We start from the raw sequence: 16,124 nt of genomic DNA, 5'->3' as shown, positions 1-16,124 counted from the left end.
GCTTGTGACGCCGCCGGCGCGCCAGCACGCAGCCCGTCCGACAGCCCGACCGGAGGTGATGCCAGGTGCGCGACGACCTCCGGATCCTGGCCGACCGGTCGTACCGGATGCTGTTCCTGGCCCGCACGCTGTCGCTGCTGGGCAGCGCCGTGATCCCGGTGGCGCTCGCCTTCGCCGTCCTCGACGCGCCGGGCGGCTCCGCCACCGACCTCGGCCTCGTGCTCGCCGCCCGGTCGCTGGCGCAGGTCGCGCTGCTGCTGTTCGGCGGCGTCCTCGCCGACCGGATGAACCGCTTCCGCCTGATGGTGGGCTCCGACCTGCTGGCCTTCGCCGCGCAGGCGGTCCTGACCGTGGTGTTCGTCAGCGGCCGGCCCTCGCTGCCGGTCGTGATCGCCCTGTCCGCCGTCAACGGCGCCGCCGCCGCGCTCTTCCTGCCGGCCTCCCGCGGCGTCGTGCCGCAGGTGGTGGCCCAGGAGCAGCTCCAGTCGGCCAACGCGCTGCTGCGGCTGTCGCGCAACAGCACCACCATCGGCGGCGCGGCCCTGGCCGGAGTGCTCGTGGCCGCGCTCGGCGCCGGCTGGGCGCTGGCGGTCCCTGCGGCCACCTTCCTCGGCTCCGCACTGCTGCTGGCCGGTGTCCGGGTGTCGCACCCCGCCCGGGCCGCCGCCAGCACCATCCTCGCCGACCTGCGGGAGGGCTGGCGGGAGTTCAGCTCCCGGTCCTGGGTCTGGCTGGTGGTCGTGCAGTTCGCGTTCGTCAACGGCTGCTTCTCGGCGATCTACGTGCTCGGCCCGCTGACCGCGAAGGAGCAGCTGGGCGGCGTCACCGCCTGGTCGGTGATCGTCACCGCGCAGGCCGTGGGCCTGGTCGGCGGCAGCCTCGTGGCGATGCGGATCCGCCCCCGCCGGCCGATGCGGGTGGCGGTACTGGCGACCTTCGGCTTCCTCCCGCCGTTCGCGCTGATCGCGGCCGGCGCGCCGGTGTGGCTGATCGCGGCCTCGATGCTCGTCAACGGCGTCTGCGTCGACATCTTCGAGGTCCTGTGGGACACCGCCCTGCAGAACCACGTGCCCAACGAGGCGCTGTCGCGGATCAGCTCGTACGACGCCATGGGCTCGTTCGTGCTCGGCCCGCTCTGCCTGGCCGTCGTCGGCCCGGTCGCCGAGCGGATCGGCGTCGCCCAGACGCTGCTCATCGCGGGCGGGGTGCTCGGTCTGGTGACCGTCGCGACCTTCTCCGCGCGGTCGGTGCGTCAGCTGCCCGCAAAAGTCCCCGCCGCACAACCCGCCACGGTGTGAATCCGGCGACCTCGCCGGCCACGGATCAGGGTGGAGATCGGAGCAGGATGGAGCACCGGATAAGTCGGCAGATGACCGACGCGACCGACGCGTACGGGCGGCGCTTGGGGGCCTACCTCGAGCAGTCCTCCTACTCGCGGCTGCGCGGCGGCCCGGGCGTGATCGACCTCGCCTTCGGCGATCCGCACGAGTTTCCCGCGCCGGCCCTGGTCGAGGTCCTGCAGCGGCACCTGAGCCCGCAGCACACCGACTGGTTCGCCTACACCCGGGACCACCCGCCGGCCCAGGAGTCGGTGGCGGCCACCCTCAGCCGGGAACTCGCCCTGCCGTTCACCGCCGACGACGTCGCCCTGACCAACGGGGCGTTCGCGGGCCTGACCATCTGCCTGCGCAGCGTCTGCGACCCGGGCGACGAGGTGGTCTACCTCGACCCCGCCTGGTTCTACTACGAGCCGATCATCGCCTCGGTCGGCGCGGTCCCCCGGCCGGTGGCGTTGACCCCCGGTTCCTGGCGACTCGACGCGGAACTCGTCGCGGCGGCGATCACGCCCCGGACCAGTGCCGTCATCGTCAACAGCCCGAACAACCCGACGGGCGCCGTCTACACCGACGAGGAGTACGCCGCCCTCGCCGAGGTGCTGCGGGAAGCCTCCGCCCGCAACGGTCGGCCCGTGTACCTGCTGTCCGACGAGGCGTACCGGCGCATCGTGTTCGACGGCCGGTCGTGTCCCAGCCCGGCGACGCACTACCCGTTCACGTTCCTGGTGCACACCTACACCAAGACGCTGCTGCTGCCCGGGGAGCGCGTCGGCTACGTGGCGATCCCGCCGACCATGCCCGACCCGGCGGTGCTCCGCCGGGCCCTGACCGTGGCCCGCCTCACCACCGGCTGGGCGTTCCCCAACAACTCGCTGCTGTTCGCCCTGCCCGAGCTGGAACAGCACGCGCTACAGGTCAAGCCGATCGAGCAGCGCCGCGACCTGCTGGTCGACGCCCTGCGCGAGGCCGGGTACGAGGTCCAGCCGAGCGAGGGAACGTTCTACCTGCTGGCCCGGGTGCCGGACGCGGACGACTGGGCACACGCGGCCGTGCTCGAGGAGCGCGGCCTCCTGGTGCTGCCGGCCTCGGTGATGGGCGCGCCGGGCTACCTGCGGCTCTCCCTCACCGTCACCGACGACATGCTGGAGGAGACCATCGGCCGGCTGCGATCGGCGCGGCCCTCGACCCGGGAGCACGCCAGTGTCCAGCGGTGACCTCCGCGAGGCCGACGCGGCCGTGACGCTCACCGCGGCGCCGGACGCGCCGGCCCCGGGACGCCGGGACGCGACGGTGTCCACCGAGGAGGCCCGGCCCGACGTCGAGGCCACCATGGCCCGCGCCCGCCGGGCCCAGGCGGAGGTCGAGTTCTGGCCGCAGGAGCGCGTCGACGACCTGGTCGCGGCCCTCGGCTGGGCGGCCTACCAGGAGGACACCGCCCGGTCGCTGGCCGACCTCGCCTACCGGGAGACCGGCCTCGGCGACCCCGAGCACCTGTTCACGCTCTACCGGCGCCGGGTCCTCGGCACGCTGCGTGACCTGCACGGCGTCGTCACCAGCGGGATCATCGAGGAGCTGCCGGAGCGTGGCCTGCGCAAGCTGGCCAAGCCCATCGGGGTGATCGCGGTGGCCAGCCCCGCCACCGCGCCCTGCTCCGGGGTGGTCGGCAACGCCCTGCCGATGCTGAAGACCCGCAACGCGGTGGTCATCACCCCCAACCCCCGGGCCCGGCACTCCGCGGCCCGCACCGTCGAGCTGCTGCGTCAGGCCCTGGAGACGGTCGGCGCCCCGCCGGACCTCATCCAGTGCCTGCCGGTCACCGACCGGCAGACCACCGAGGCCCTGATGGCCGCCGCCGACCTGGTGATCGCCGCCGGCGGACCCGGCACGGTACGCCGGGCGTACCGCAGCGGCACCCCGGCGATCAGCGCGGGCGTCGGCAACCCGGCGGTGATCGTGGACGACTCGGCCGACGTGGCCGCCGCGGCGGAGCTGATCGTGCTGGGCGGCAGCTTCAACAACGGCACCTCCTGCTCGTCGGAGAGCAACGTGCTGGTGGACGCCGAGATCGCGGCCGCCTTCCTCGACCAGCTGGCCCGGCAGGGCGCCCACCTGTGCGACCCGGCCGAGACGGCACGGCTGCGTACGCTGCTCTGGCCGGACGGGCGGGTGCTCAACCGCGACGCGGTCGGTCGACCCGCCGCGGCGCTCGCCGCCGCCGCCGGGATCGACCTGGCCGAGCCGACCAAGACCACCGCCCTGGTGGCCCAGCTGCCTCCCCTGGCGCCCGGCGGTGTCCCGGCGCTCGACGACCCGATGCTCGGCGAGAAGCTGGCGCCGGTCTTCACCGTGTCGACGTTCAGCGCCTTCGACGACGCGCTGGCCGCGGTGGAGACGCTGCTGGGCCGGATCGGGCAGGGCCACAGCTGCGGCATCCACACCGACCGGCCCGACCGGGTGGTCAGGTTGGCCGAGCGGGCCCGCGCCGGACGGGTGATGGTCAACCAGTCGACCGCCGTGGGCAACAGCGGCAGCTTCGACAACGGGATGCCGTTCACCCAGGTCATCGCCAGCGGCAGCTGGGGCGGTTGCTCCCGGTCGGAGAACGTGACCTGGCGCGACTTCCTCAACTACACCTACGTCTCACATCCCCTGCCGGTCAGCCTGCCGGACGAGGAGACCCTCTTCGGCGCCCACTGGCGACGCCTTCCCTGACGGAGACCCCGCACATGGACATCAGCCCTCCCGAGGCGCCACCGCGCGACCTGACCCAGGCCGAGATCGACGCGTTCCACACCGACGGCGTGGTCCGGCTCTCCGGCATGATCGACGACAAGTGGCTCGGCCGGATCGCCGAAGGCGTCGAGTATCTGCTCGCCAACCCGACCGTGCTGGCGCAGGCGACCGCGTTGCTGGGTGGCGGCGGGTTCGCCGGGGACGCCTTCATGTGGAAGACCCACGACGGCTTCCGCGACTTCATGTTCTTCTCCCCCGCGGCGCGCATCGCCCAGCAGCTGTTCGGTTCCACCGCGATCACCGCCTTCTACGACCAGATCTTCGCCAAGCCGGCCGGGTCGGGTGCCCCGACGCCGTTCCACGAGGACGTCAGCTCCTGGCCGATCGCGGGCGAGCAGGTGTGCGCGATGTGGATCCCCCTCGACCCGTGCACCCCCGACACCGCCGCGCTCCAGGTGGTGCGCGGTTCGCACCGCTGGGGACGGCGCTACGTGCCGATCACCCCGGGGGCCACCCACCTCGGCCGGCGCGAGGAACTCGAGGCGGTGCCGGACGTGTCCGACCACGAGATCCTGAGTTGGGACCTCACGCCCGGCGACATCGTGCTGTTCCACCCGGCCGCGTTGCACGGCGCCACCGGCACCGGCCCCGAGCGGCAGCGTCGGGCGTTCGTCTCCCGGTGGGTGGGCGACGGCGTCACCTTCCAGCCGCAGCACGCCGTCCTGCCGCTGCTGTGGGAACACGGCCTGCGGCCCGGTGATCCCATCGGGGGTCCGCTGTTCCCGAGGGTGCTGCCGACGCCGGTGCCGACGGAGACCGGCGCCCGCTTCGACGGCCCGCAGCAACCCCACGCCGAGCGGGCGGAGGAGTTCCTCACCATCCTGAGGATGCTGTAGGTGTTCGGAGAACTCACCGCCACGACCGCCGCCGGCCGGGAGCTGGTCTCCCTCGCCGAGGGCCACGTCGACACCCTCGCCGAACGGGCCGGCCGGCACGACCGGGACAACACGTTCGTCGCCGACAACTTCGCCGACCTGCGCGACAGCGGGGTGCTCGCCGCGTGCGCCCCGACCCGGCACGGCGGCCTGGGGGTCCGCTCCCTGCACGACATGCTGGTGGCCGTCTCCCGGCTGGCCCGGGGCTGCGGGTCGACGGCCATCTGCGCGAACATGCACATGGCCTCGGTGTGGGGGCAGGTCCGCCGGTGGGAGGGGGCCGAGGCGGACGGCGACCGGGTCCGGGCGGCGCAGCTGGACGCGATCCTGGAGGCGTTGGGCGGCTCCGACCTGATCATGGCCGGGGCCTCCACCGAACCGGGCGCGACGTGGAACGGCGCGCTCACCGAGGCCGTCCGCAAGGACGACGAGTACGTCATCACCGGGCGCAAGACCTTCGTCACCAACTCGGCGGTCGCGGACTCGTTCAACGTCGCGGTCCGGGTCGCCGATCCCGACGGCGGGTGGCGGCACGCCGAGGCCGTCGTCCTGGCCGGCACGCCCGGGCTGACCGTGCTCGGCGACTGGGACGCGTTGGGCATGCGGGGCTCCGGCAGCCACGGGCTCCTGCTGGAGGACTGCGTCGTGCCCGCCGACCGGGTCACGGTCGGGGAGCCGTTCGGCCCGCCGACGCCGGAGGACCTGGCACGTTCCTGCGCGATCAACTTCCCCCTGCTGGGCGCCTCACTGGGGATCGCCGAGGCGGCCTTCCAGATCGCCGTGGAACACGCCACCAGGGTGCCCCGGCAGCCCGGGCGGGCGGCGCCGGCACACCACCCGTCCGTGCAGCGGGAGGTCGCCACCATGGAGCTCGACCTGGCGGCCACCCGGGGGGTGCTGGAGCGCTCCGGACGCCTGGTGGACGCCCTGTTCGCCGCCGACGACCCGGCGCAGCGGTCCGAGGCCGCCGTCCGCGACGTCGTACGGGGGTGGCAGGCCGCGAAGCTGCTGGCGAACCGTACGGCGGTGAGCACGGTCGACCGGGCCATGACGATCTGCGGCGGGGCGTCCTTCAGCAGCCGGCACCCCCTGTCCCGGCTGTACCGCGACGCCCGCGCGGGCGGCTTCATGCAGCCGTTCGGATCGCTCGACGGCTACCCGTACATCGGCCGGGTCGCGCTCGGACTCGACCCGCACGCCGACTGAGGCAGCGGACAGCCGGCCGCCACGCGCGGTGGCGTGCGCCACGGAACCATCCTGCCGACCCGGGGCTGCCGGGTCGGGAGCTACCGTCGCGCGGCGGGCCTGCCGGGTGCCGGCAAGGCGCGCACGTCCAGCTTGCCGCTCGGCGTCCGGGGCAGCTCGTCGAGGCATACCACGGCGCCGGGCAGCAGGTAGTCGGGCAGCGTCTCGCGGAGCTGGTCGCGCAGCTCGCGGGCGGTCGGTCCGGGCGGCTCGCTCGGCACGACGTACGCGACGAGGCGCGGGACGGAGCCGGTCCCGGCGACCGGAACCACCGCCGCCCGGCGCACCCCGGCGCACCGGCGTACCGCCTGCTCCACCTCGCCCAGCTCGACGCGGTGGCCCCGGATCTTGACCTGGCCGTCGCGGCGGCCGTGGAACTCCACCAGTCCGTCGGAGTGGCGGGTCACCAGGTCACCCGTGCGGTAGCACCGGCCTTCGGGATGGTCGGTCGGGAACATCTCGCCGGTCGTTGCGGGGTCGTCGCGGTAGCCGCGGGCGAGCCCCGCGCCGAAGATGAGCAGCTCCCCCTCGACGCCCGCCGCGACCGGGCGCCGGTCGGCGTCGACGACGGCGACCCGCGCGTTGTCGATCGGGCGGCCGATCGGCACGGTGGCGGTGCCCGGGCGCGCCGCCGGGTCGGTCGGCACCTCGAAGGTGAGCGCGCCGACGGTGGTCTCGGTCGGGCCGTAGTGGTTGACCATCCGCACGTCCGACAGCTCGCGGACCTGGTCCACCAGCTCCCACCGGCACACCTCGCCACCGACGATGAGCAGGCGGCGGGGCAGGGCCCGCTCCGCCGCCTCGTCCAGCAGCGCCGCCAGGTGCGACGGGGTGATCTTCAGGACGTCGACGCGGTGCTCGTCCTGGTAGTCGGCGAAGTCGTCGGGGTCCGTCGCGGTCTCGGTGGGCACCAGGTGGACCGTGTCTCCCCCGGTGAGCGCCGGGAAGACCGCGGTGTGCCCGAGGTCCGTCGCGAGGCTGGTCACCGACGCGAAGCGCAGCCGTTCGCCGTCGGCCCGTTCCGGGTCGACCAGCCGGGCGACGAAGGCCGCGTAGTTGGCCAGCGCCGCGTGGGGGATCTCGACGACCTTGGGTACGCCGGTGGAGCCGGACGTGAACACGGTGTAGGCGAGCTGGTCCCCCGCGACCGGCGGCGGACCGCCCAGCGCCCCGGCGCGCTCCGCCGCCGCCCCCGCGCCGATCCAGCCGGCCAGGTCGACGGCGAGCACCACCTGCCCGGACACCGGCGGGTCGTCGCGATCCGTCACCACGACGGCCGCCCCGCAGCCGCGCAGCTGGCTCTCGACGCGGGCCCGGGGCTGGTTGGCGTCCACACAGGCGTAGCCGGCCCCGGCGTGCAGCGCGGCCAGGCACGCCACCAGCTGGGCGGCGCCGCGGTGGGCCAGGACGGCCACCGGGGCGGCTGTCGCACCGTGGCGCCGCAACACGTCGGCGAGACCCGCGACGGCGTGGCGCAGCTCGGCGTAGCTCAGTGTCGCGTCCGCGCCGACGACGGCCGTACGGTGGCCGTGCCGTTGCGCGGCCGCCCAGATCAGCGCGGGCACCGCCCGGTCGGGGTGCCACCCGGTCGGCGGTCCGGTCACCTCGGGATCGGCAGGCATGGCAGGTCCCTTCGGTTCGACGGCGGCGGGCCGACAGGTCGCCGGTCGACCGTGGGGTCGCGCGGCACGGGCTTGCGGTGGCAGCGATCGTGACACGGGGGCCGCACCGCGACAACACCTCATTCGTGCCGCGGACCCCCTATCGTCGGGGCCGCTCGGCGGACGACGAAGCGTCCGGTGTGGTCAGACGGCCACCATGCAGTTGTCGGAGCCGCTGTCGCGCCCCCGGGCGCTGACGATCCCGGCGGAGCCGTCGCCGTAGTAGCGGCAGAACAGGCCCGCCGCGCGGCCGCCGAACAACAGCGGCCCGATCACCGGGGCGACCTCGACGTCGTGTGGTTCGTCGGCGCCGTCGGCGACGAGCGAGACCCGGCACGTGCGTGGCGCCACGAAGTCCTGCACCACGCTGGTGCCGTCGGCGGCGGCCTCGGCGACGGCGGACTCCCACGTCGCCTGGTCGACCTCGCCGCCGATGACCACCTGCTTGCCGCTCTCCCCCAGGCCCGCCTTGAGCACCAGCAGGTCCCGGTTCGCCAGGACGAACGGGAGCAGTTCGACCTCGCGGCCCGCGCGGCTGGTGCGGCGGTCCGCGAGGATCCGCGTCCACGGCACGTACCTGTCGACGAGGCTCCGGTCGGCCGCGCTCATCCACGGCCGGCCCTCCGAGAGCAGGCCCATGGTCAGCTTGCTGTGCATGAAGGTCGACGTCTGGGTGCCCACGAGCAGGCAGCCGTTGTCGAGCGCGTCCTGCACGTAGCTGGTGTCGAGACCGGCGTCGAGCCAGTCCGGGATGGTGAAGTTGCGCAGCCCGATCGGGTAACGCAGGTGGGGCGGGCAGTCCCACGCCTCCGGCAGCTCCTCGGGCTCGAAGAAGCGGGCGGTGAGGCCGTGGTTGTTGAGGTAGTCGGCCTCCAGCTGGAAGTAGCGGCTCTGCACGCCGTAGACCCGGGCGCTGCCGACGATGGCCACCCTGGGCGCCAGCCCCAGCTCGGCGCAGAGCGAGCGGTACATCTCGGCGCGCACGGCGAACGGGTCCGGGGAGCTGAACGGGGTCCTGCCCGTCGCGTCGGCGTGCAGCCTGCGCCACACCTCGAGGCGGCAGCGCGTCTCCACCACGCCGCCGAGCGCGCCGCTGACGTTGAACTCCAGGAACTGGGGCCCGTCCGGCCCGATGACGACGTCCGGCCGCACGACGCAGTCCGGATAGCGCTCCTCGACGAACGGGTCCCGCACGAACAGCTGGTCCTCGCTCTGCGGCATGCGGTAGGCCGCCAGCCGGCCCTGCGTGGTGGGGGCCGTCTCGAGGGCGGTGCGGCGGAGCAGGTCGACCAGCGCGGCGGCCGCCCGGAAGATCTCGGCGTAGGACGCGCGCGGGATGGCGATCGGTGCCGCGGGCAGCAGCCGCTGGTAGGGCCAGCCCGTGTCCCGCAGCTCGTGGCGGAGCATCGCGCGGATCGTCTCCGCCGGCGCGGCCGGCGCCACGCGGTGGGTGCCGAACCACGGATGCCCGGCCGGCCCCGCACTGCCGACATGCTCGCGCACGGTCATCTGACGCTCCCCGGAATCGCACGTCGGGCCGGCGCCGGTGCGTGCTCGCGCGGGGCCGGTGTCTCCGAAACGATGATCGACATAGACTAACATTCACGTCCGACGGGGACCGCGTCGGTTCGTCCACCTCCGACACGGGAGAACCGCCGATGACCTTGCGTCATGTCCAGGGCAACGAGTACCGCGAAGAGCACGGCGGGGACTACGAGGACTTCGAGCCCGGCATGGTGATCCGGCACTGGCCGGGCCGCACCATCTCCGAGACCGACAACACCTGGCTGACCCTGCTCACCATGAACCAGCACCCGCTGCACTTCGACGAGCACTACGGCGCGGGCAGCGAGTACGGGCGGGTGCTCGTCAACAGCGGGATCACCCTGTGCCTGATCGGCGGCATGACCGTGCAGGCCCTGTCGGCGCGGGCGGTGGCGAACCTCGGCTGGGACAAGGTCCGCCTGCGGGAGCCGGTGTTCGTCGGGGACACGTTGTACGCCACCAGCCGCATCCTCGACAAGCGCCTGAGCCGGTCCCGGCCCGGCCAGGGCATCGTCACGGTGGAGACGACGGGCACGAAGTCCACCGGTGAGACGGTCATCGTCTTCGAGCGTTCCTTCATGGTCCGCTGCCGGGAGAGCGCCGCCTGACCTACGCCACGGACGCCGCCCCCTCGTGCAGCGCCACGGCGGCGGCGGTGTCCTCGATGGCCATCCCGACCGTACGCAGGACGGACGTCCGCCCGCCGACGCGCACCTCGCCGGTGACCAGCCTGCCCAGCTCGTGCAGGTCGTCCACGCCGACCAGGCCGGCGGCCAGGGCGGCGCGCACCTCACCGGCGCCGTCCAGCGCGGCGGTGCGGTCCTCGACGACCGCCACGGCGTCGGCCAGCAGTGCGGGGTCGAGTTCGATCGCGTCCGGGTGGGTGCCGCCGATGACGTTGACGTGCGCCCCGGGCGCCACCCAGTCCGCCTCCACCAGCGGCGTGTTGTCGCTGGTGGAGGTCGCCGTGCAGATGATCGCCGCGTCGGCGACGGCGGCCTTGGCGCTGTCGCAGACGCTCGCGTGCACGGGGTGGGGCACGGCGTCGCGCACCCAGTCGGCGAACTGCTCCGCCCGGTCCCGGGTCCGCGAGAACACCCGTACGCTGCGGATCCGGCGCACCGCCGCGACTGCCCGCACCAGCGACCGCGCCTGCACCCCCGCCCCGATGACCGCGAGGTCCTCGGCGTCCTCGGCGGCGCACCAGCGGGTCGCCAGGGCGGCGACCGCACCGGTGCGCACGGCGGTCAGCTCCGCGCCGTCGAGCAGGGCCGTGATCTGCCCGGTGGTCAGGTCCGTCAGCGCGACGACCCCGTGGATCAGCGGCAGGCCGCGCCCGGGGTTGTCGGGGGTGAGCGTGGTGATCTTGACGCTGCCCACCCCGCGCCGCTCCCAGACCGCGGGGCTGACCAGCAGGACCCGCTGGGGGCCGTGCTCGATGACGGTGCGCGCCGGGGAGTCGGTCCGGCCGGCGACCAGGTCCGCGAACATCTCGCCCAGCGCGTCGATCACCCGCACCAGCTGGGGCGTGCCCGCCATCTGGGCGGCGTCGACCGTCACCGGCCCGGTCATCCGGCAGCTCCGTCGGTGCCGAACCGGGCGGCCCAGGCGTCCTCGCGCGACACGGTGGCGCGGGCCATCCGGGCGAACGGCGGGCCGACCATGTTGCCGTCCAGCACGGCGATCCCGCCGTTGGCCGCCCGTACGGCGTCGGCCACCCTGCGGGCCAGGCGCAGGTCGTCGGCCTGGGGGCGCAGCACCCGGTTGATCTCGTCGAGCTCGCCCGGGTGCACCGTCGCCTTACCGTGGAAGCCGAGCGCCCGCACCCGGGCGGTCTCCTGCGCCAGGACGGCCGGCTCGGCGAGCCGGAAGTTGGCGGTGTCGATGCAGGCGGTGCCGTGCCGGGCGCAGGCCAGCGCCATCGCCTGCCGGGCGGCGAGCATGGCCTCCCAGGTGATCTCGACCCCGAGCGTGGCGGCCAGATCGGCCGAGCCGAGGACCAGCCCGTCACTCGCCCCGGCGATCGCGTCGATCTCCGTGACCGCCTCCACGGTCTCCACCGTCACGTAGATCTCCGGGTGCGCGTCCGCGCTGGCCAGGATCTGCCGCAGCAGGGCCACCTCGGCCGCCGACGTCACCATCGTCATCATGACGATGCCGGGCCGCACCGAACACTCCGTGAGGGCCACCAGGTCCTGCACCGCCGCGACGCTGCCCAGCTGGTTGATGCGCACCGCGACGTTCTCCGGCCGGGGCGCCTTCTCCAGCGCGGCCCGGCACACGGTGCGCGCGGCCGGCTTCTCGGCCGCCGGTACGGAGTCCTCCAGGTCGATCAGGTGCACGTCCGCGTCGTAGGACCACGCCTTCACGACCCGGTCCAGCGACAGCGCCGGGGTGTAGAGGATGCTGCGCGGGATCGCCCGCGCGGCGCCGGTCATCGGGTCACCGGCTCAGGTCGCGCGTCGGCCGTGCGGGCGCCCGCCTCGACGAGCACGGAGCACAGCCTGGTGATCTGCTCCTCGGTCTGGCCCGCGCGCAGCATGACCCGCAGGCCGGCGGTGCCGCGGGCGACGATCGGGAAGAACACCGGCGAGGTGTAGAACCCGGCCGCGAAGACCCGCTGGGCCGCCTCGACGACGGTCTCGTCGCTCATCGGCACCACCCGGATCGGGTACGTGCTGCCGGACTGCTCGGTGGCCAGCAGCGAGTCGAACAGCGCGATGTTGGCCCGTAGCCGCCCCTGCAACCGGGTCAGCTCCTCGGTGCGGTGGATCTCCGCCGAGGCGAGCGCGGCGCCCACGGCGGCGGCGTTCATCTTCTGCGAGTAGCCCAGGGGCCCCGCGAAGCGTTCGACGATCCGCCGCGTCTCCTTGGGGAAGCCGTCGAGCAGGATCGCCGTGCCGCCCGCCCCGAAGCCCTTGCTCAGGGTCGCGACGGTGATGGTGCGGTCGTCGCGCACCGGGCAGTGCGAGCGGACGTAGCCGATGCCGCGCTCGCCGTACGCCGACAGCGAGTGCGAGTCGTCGTAGAAGACCATCATGTTGTACTTGTCCTGCAGCACGGCCAGTTCCTCGACGGGCGCGTAGCCGCCGAGGCTGTCCGAGCCGTCCACGACGTAGCAGACGCGTTCGTAGGTGCGGCACATGTCCTCGAGGTAGTCGAGGTCGTGGTGGCGGCAGGTGACGACCTCGGTCTCGTCGGCACAGTTCGGCTTGGCGTTGGCCATCGACACGTGGGCGTTCTTGTCGAAGACCATCAGCGGCCGGGTGCCGTTGCCGAGGTGCCCCGACGCGATCAGCGGCAGCAGGCCGGTGCTGGCCGCCGCCGTGGAGATCGCGCTGATCACCATGGCGTCGAACAGCTCGCCCAGCGACTCCTCCAGCTCCAGCAGCACCGACGTCTGGACGCGGGTGCGCGGGATGCAGTGGTCCAGCACGCCGAAGCGGCGCAGCGCCGCGACGGCCCCGTCGATCACCTTGGGGTGGGTGTCGAGGTCCAGGTAGGAGCAGACGGTGAAGTTGACGAACTCGTGGCCGTCGGCCATCCGGAACACGCCGTCGGAGAGGTCGCCGACGATGCCGGCGACCCCGTGCTCCTCGGACATGTTCCAGAAGGTGTTCCCCACACCGATGAGCTTGTCGTTGTTGCGGTAGCGGTGGGTGGGGGTGATGGACTTGCGCTCGCTCATCAGGAGTTCACCTCGGTGGGCTTGTAGCTGTAGACACCCTTGACCCTCCGGTAGGCGTACGTGTACAGCGCGACGCCGAGCGCGTGCGGCCTGCGGAGGATCTTCTTCGACTTCAGCCAGAAATTGACGTTGATGTTCATCTCGTCCAGCGACTCGGCCTGGTGCCACCAGCCGAGCGGCAGGTAGAGCATGTGGCCCGGTTCGAGGACGAAGTCACGGCGCTGGGCCAGCTTGGGCGCCACCCTCGGGAAGCGCGCCAGGTCGACGTTGTCCAGGTCGAAGACCTGGGACTTGTCCCCGAACCCGCGCAGCACCGAGCGCGGATAGTACTCGCGGGAACCGGGCGGGGCGATGATGAACCGCTTGCGGCCCTCCAGCGCGATGTTGAAGTTCTCGAACTCGTCGAAGTGGTTCTTGGTGAACACGCCGCGGTGGCTGATCCACAGGTTCGCCGCGTACAGCGTGTCGCCGTAGCCGAAGAACCTGTCCGCGTCGAAGCCGATGACGGCGTTCACGTCGGCCGGGCTGTTGCGGATGTTCGACACCACCCGGTGCCACGTGCCCGGGGTCGTCAGGTGGCGCTCGTCGGCGAAGAAGTCGCGGAGCTTGATGTCGCGGGTCTCCCAGCGCCCCGGGTGGTTCTTGTCGCCCGGCTCGGTGAACAGGGTGACGGTCATGTCGGCCAGCCGGCTCGCCACGCCGTCGCGGCCGAGCCCCTGCACGTCGGGCGGCAGCGCGATCACCACGGGCACGTCGGCCTTGAAGAGGCCGCCGGGGCCGACGGCCATGAACTCGTCGAAGGTCATGCGGGCCACGGGGACACCCGTCGACCCGTTCGCGTTGGACACTGCGTCCGAAACTCCCATGTCGCCTTTCCTCACTGCTGAGGGCCGCGGTGCGCGGCCGGTCACGCGTTGGCCCTGCGGGCGCTCAACTCCGCCACCACGTCCACGATCAGGTCCTCCTGGCCGGCGATGGCCTGCCGCCTGCCGAGTTCGAAGAACACGTCGCGCGCGTCGACGCCGGCGCGGCCGGACAGCTCGACCACCCGGTGCTTGAACCCGGAGAACACCCCGGCCAGGCCGCTCACGATGGACATCGAGGCGGTGACGGGAGGGGCGGGCATGAGCTCGCGTTCCGCGAGGTCGGCGGCGTCGAGGAGCGCGTACAGGTCGATGCCGGTCGCGAAGCCGCTGCGCTCCAGCACGGGGACGAGCACCTCGAGCTGGGTGTTGCCCGCCCCGGCGCCGAAGCCCCGCGCGCAACCGTCGATGATCAGGGCGCCGGCCTGCGCCGCGGCCACCGAGTTGGCGACGGCCATGCCGAGGTTGTCGTGGCCGTGGAAGATCACCGGCGTGTCGACCGCCGCGGCGATCGCACCGATCCGCGCGGTGACGTCGTCGGGCAGGAAGTGACCCGCCGAGTCCATGATCCCGACCGCCTGCGCGCCGTACGCCACGGCCTGCGCGGCGTGCTCGGCCAGCTCGGCGGGGGACGCCATGTGGCTCATCATCAGCACGCAGTGTGCCTCGGCGCCGGCCTCGCGCAGGACGTCGAGGTGGCGCTCGGCCAACGACGTCTCGGTGGCGTGCACACCGATGCGGACGACGTCGGCGCCGTGGCCGATCGCGCGCCGCAGGTCGTCGGAGGTGCCCCAGCCCGGCAGCATGAACACGCCCATCCGGCTGTGCCGCAGCGCCTCCCGGACCGTCGACAGCATCTCGTCGTCGCTGACCGCGGCCTGACCGACCTGTAGGGACGACGCGCCGAGGCCGTTGCCGTGGCCGACCTCGACCACCGGGATCCGCGCCGCGTCCGCCGCCTCCGCGTACCGCCGCAGGGCGACGGCCCCGAGCTGGTGGCGGACCGCGTGCTGGCCGTCGCGCAGCGTCGGGTCGTGGATCACGACGTTCCTCATCGGGCCGCCTCCGTCCGGGCGCTCCGGCCCAGCCGGGCCGCGTGCTGCTCGGCGACCAGGATGGCGGCCGAGTTGATGATGTCGAGGTTGCCGGCGTACCGGGGCAGCACGTCGCTGTGGGCGGTGACCTGGAGGGTGACCGTCACCCGGTCGTCGACCACGGTGCAGGCGGTCACCGCGTAGCCGGGGGCGAACGACCGTACCTGCTCGGCCACCGGGTCGACTACCGCGCGCACCGCGGCGACGTCGGCGCCCGGGATCCGCGCGTGCACGGCCGTCCGGAACGTCGCCGGCGGCACCGCCGGGCTGATGTTGAGGATGGCCTTGACGTCGCGTACGCCGGAGAACGTCGTGACGGCGTGCCGGGTCGTCGCCACGTACTCGTCGAGGTTCAGCCGGGTGCCACGGCCCGCGACGTCGCTGGCCACCGTCGAGACGACCTCGATGTAGCTCACCGGGAAGCGGGCGGCGAGCGCGTGCGCGACCGGGATGGACGCCTGGCCGCCGCAGCTGATCAGGTTGATGTTGCGCCCGGTCGTCGCCTCCACCCCGGTCACGGTCGGCACCACCATCCGGCCCACCCTGCTGGGCGTCATGTCGACCACCAGCGGGCCGAGCGGCTCCAACAGCGACCAGTGGCGTAGGTGCGACGCCGCGTTGGTGGCGTCGAACACGACGTCGAACGCGTCCCCCGCCGCCAGCACGGCGTCGATCCCTGCGGCGCTGACGGGGTAGCCGAACCGCTCGGCGTGCCGCAGGCCCGCCGAGTCCGGATTGCGCCCGGCCACCAGGCGGCAGTCCAGCAGGGCGGATCGGTGGATCTTGCTGATCAGGTCCTGGCCGATCGCCCCGGTGCCGATGACGGCGACGGTGGCGGTGGCGGGTTCGACGACGCGGACCTCGGCGTCGGTCACGTCCGCGGTGAGACTCAAGGCGTGCCTCCAGGGCGCCGGAGCCGGCCGGTCCACGACCGCCGGGCGAGGGATCGGCGGGTACGGGTCGCGCGGCTCACGGATTCCGGGTCGTAGGTTCTCAAGTACGTCGTCCTCACCATTCGAAGTG

The 16,124-nt window shown here is 73.2% G+C and carries 14 protein-coding genes; 6 read left to right on the top strand and 8 right to left on the bottom strand.

Annotated elements, in window-relative coordinates; translation table 11 throughout:
- Positions 1-65 precede the first annotated feature (65 nt).
- The 5 genes from ACLQ20_RS13600 (at position 66) to ACLQ20_RS13580 (ending at position 6,211) form a co-directional block, all read left to right on the top strand.
- Positions 66-1,298, top strand: a complete 1,233-nt coding sequence (locus ACLQ20_RS13600; RefSeq protein WP_327028483.1) for an MFS transporter — start codon at positions 66-68, stop codon at positions 1,296-1,298.
- A 71-nt stretch (positions 1,299-1,369) separates the two neighbouring features.
- Entirely contained in the window at positions 1,370-2,551 is a 1,182-nt protein-coding gene (locus ACLQ20_RS13595) for an aminotransferase class I/II-fold pyridoxal phosphate-dependent enzyme (protein WP_192581361.1), read from the top strand.
- Complete coding sequence (locus tag ACLQ20_RS13590) at positions 2,538-4,049, top strand: aldehyde dehydrogenase family protein (protein WP_425855756.1); 1,512 nt, start codon at positions 2,538-2,540, stop codon at positions 4,047-4,049. The genes ACLQ20_RS13595 and ACLQ20_RS13590 overlap by 14 nt, the downstream gene beginning before the upstream one ends.
- Positions 4,050-4,063: 14 nt before the next feature.
- Complete coding sequence (locus tag ACLQ20_RS13585; protein ID WP_151454066.1) at positions 4,064-4,966, top strand: phytanoyl-CoA dioxygenase family protein; 903 nt, start codon at positions 4,064-4,066, stop codon at positions 4,964-4,966.
- Positions 4,967-6,211: an acyl-CoA dehydrogenase family protein gene (locus ACLQ20_RS13580; protein ID WP_358120078.1), complete on the top strand. Its 1,245-nt coding sequence runs from the start codon at positions 4,967-4,969 to the stop codon at positions 6,209-6,211.
- A gap of 80 nt (positions 6,212-6,291) precedes the next feature.
- Here ACLQ20_RS13580 and ACLQ20_RS13575 read toward each other — a convergent pair whose 3' ends face one another.
- Entirely contained in the window at positions 6,292-7,872 is a 1,581-nt protein-coding gene (locus ACLQ20_RS13575) for an amino acid adenylation domain-containing protein (RefSeq protein ID WP_425855753.1), read from the bottom strand.
- A gap of 183 nt (positions 7,873-8,055) precedes the next feature.
- Complete coding sequence (locus ACLQ20_RS13570) at positions 8,056-9,420, bottom strand: hypothetical protein (protein WP_327028487.1); 1,365 nt, start codon at positions 9,418-9,420, stop codon at positions 8,056-8,058.
- Positions 9,421-9,569: 149 nt separating this feature from the next.
- On the opposite strand from ACLQ20_RS13570, the gene ACLQ20_RS13565 reads away from it, so the two are divergent.
- Positions 9,570-10,064 carry a MaoC family dehydratase gene (locus ACLQ20_RS13565; RefSeq protein WP_151454062.1) on the top strand — a complete coding sequence of 165 codons (495 nt, stop codon included), beginning with the start codon at positions 9,570-9,572 and terminating at the stop codon, positions 10,062-10,064.
- A 1-nt stretch (position 10,065) separates the two neighbouring features.
- Here ACLQ20_RS13565 and ACLQ20_RS13560 read toward each other — a convergent pair whose 3' ends face one another.
- From ACLQ20_RS13560 to ACLQ20_RS13535, 6 genes are all read right to left on the bottom strand, one after another.
- Positions 10,066-11,028 (bottom strand): ornithine cyclodeaminase family protein, encoded by a 963-nt coding sequence (locus ACLQ20_RS13560; RefSeq protein ID WP_358120085.1) that lies wholly within the window; start codon positions 11,026-11,028, stop codon positions 10,066-10,068.
- Entirely contained in the window at positions 11,025-11,894 is an 870-nt protein-coding gene (locus ACLQ20_RS13555) for an HpcH/HpaI aldolase/citrate lyase family protein (RefSeq protein WP_151454060.1), read from the bottom strand. Before ACLQ20_RS13555 ends, ACLQ20_RS13560 begins: the two co-directional genes overlap by 4 nt.
- Positions 11,891-13,144: an aminotransferase class I/II-fold pyridoxal phosphate-dependent enzyme gene (locus ACLQ20_RS13550; protein ID WP_151454059.1), complete on the bottom strand. Its 1,254-nt coding sequence runs from the start codon at positions 13,142-13,144 to the stop codon at positions 11,891-11,893. The genes ACLQ20_RS13555 and ACLQ20_RS13550 overlap by 4 nt, the downstream gene beginning before the upstream one ends.
- Positions 13,144-13,950 (bottom strand): cupin-like domain-containing protein, encoded by an 807-nt coding sequence (locus ACLQ20_RS13545; RefSeq protein WP_151454074.1) that lies wholly within the window; start codon positions 13,948-13,950, stop codon positions 13,144-13,146. The genes ACLQ20_RS13550 and ACLQ20_RS13545 overlap by 1 nt, the downstream gene beginning before the upstream one ends.
- A gap of 101 nt (positions 13,951-14,051) precedes the next feature.
- The gene (gene dmpG, locus ACLQ20_RS13540) at positions 14,052-15,062 is read right to left on the bottom strand and encodes a 4-hydroxy-2-oxovalerate aldolase (RefSeq protein WP_132239853.1); all 1,011 of its coding nucleotides are present in this window, start codon (positions 15,060-15,062) and stop codon (positions 14,052-14,054) included.
- Positions 15,059-15,994, bottom strand: a complete 936-nt coding sequence (locus ACLQ20_RS13535; RefSeq protein ID WP_425855748.1) for an acetaldehyde dehydrogenase (acetylating) — start codon at positions 15,992-15,994, stop codon at positions 15,059-15,061. The genes dmpG and ACLQ20_RS13535 overlap by 4 nt, the downstream gene beginning before the upstream one ends.
- Between the last annotated feature and the right edge of the window lie 130 nt (positions 15,995-16,124).

The organism is Micromonospora sp. DT46 (assembly GCF_049841735.1).
GTDB lineage: Bacteria > Actinomycetota > Actinomycetes > Mycobacteriales > Micromonosporaceae > Micromonospora > Micromonospora reichwaldensis.
Note: the sequence above shows the minus strand (reverse complement) of the source record. Positions and strands in the feature narration are given on the sequence as shown.

Excerpts from the sequence above, each read along its gene's own strand:
- ACLQ20_RS13560 (WP_358120085.1), bottom strand. The coding sequence starts at position 11,028 with ATGACCGGGCCGGTGACGGTCGACGCCGCCCAGATGGCGGGCACGCCC.
- ACLQ20_RS13585 (WP_151454066.1), top strand. The coding sequence starts at position 4,064 with ATGGACATCAGCCCTCCCGAGGCGCCACCGCGCGACCTGACCCAGGCC.
- ACLQ20_RS13545 (WP_151454074.1), bottom strand. The coding sequence starts at position 13,950 with ATGACCTTCGACGAGTTCATGGCCGTCGGCCCCGGCGGCCTCTTCAAG.
- ACLQ20_RS13595 (WP_192581361.1), top strand. The coding sequence starts at position 1,370 with ATGACCGACGCGACCGACGCGTACGGGCGGCGCTTGGGGGCCTACCTC.
- dmpG (WP_132239853.1), bottom strand. The coding sequence starts at position 15,062 with ATGAGGAACGTCGTGATCCACGACCCGACGCTGCGCGACGGCCAGCAC.
- ACLQ20_RS13565 (WP_151454062.1), top strand. The coding sequence starts at position 9,570 with ATGACCTTGCGTCATGTCCAGGGCAACGAGTACCGCGAAGAGCACGGC.
- ACLQ20_RS13555 (WP_151454060.1), bottom strand. The coding sequence starts at position 11,894 with ATGACCGGCGCCGCGCGGGCGATCCCGCGCAGCATCCTCTACACCCCG.
- ACLQ20_RS13570 (WP_327028487.1), bottom strand. The coding sequence starts at position 9,420 with ATGACCGTGCGCGAGCATGTCGGCAGTGCGGGGCCGGCCGGGCATCCG.
- ACLQ20_RS13575 (WP_425855753.1), bottom strand. The coding sequence starts at position 7,872 with ATGCCTGCCGATCCCGAGGTGACCGGACCGCCGACCGGGTGGCACCCC.
- ACLQ20_RS13550 (WP_151454059.1), bottom strand. The coding sequence starts at position 13,144 with ATGAGCGAGCGCAAGTCCATCACCCCCACCCACCGCTACCGCAACAAC.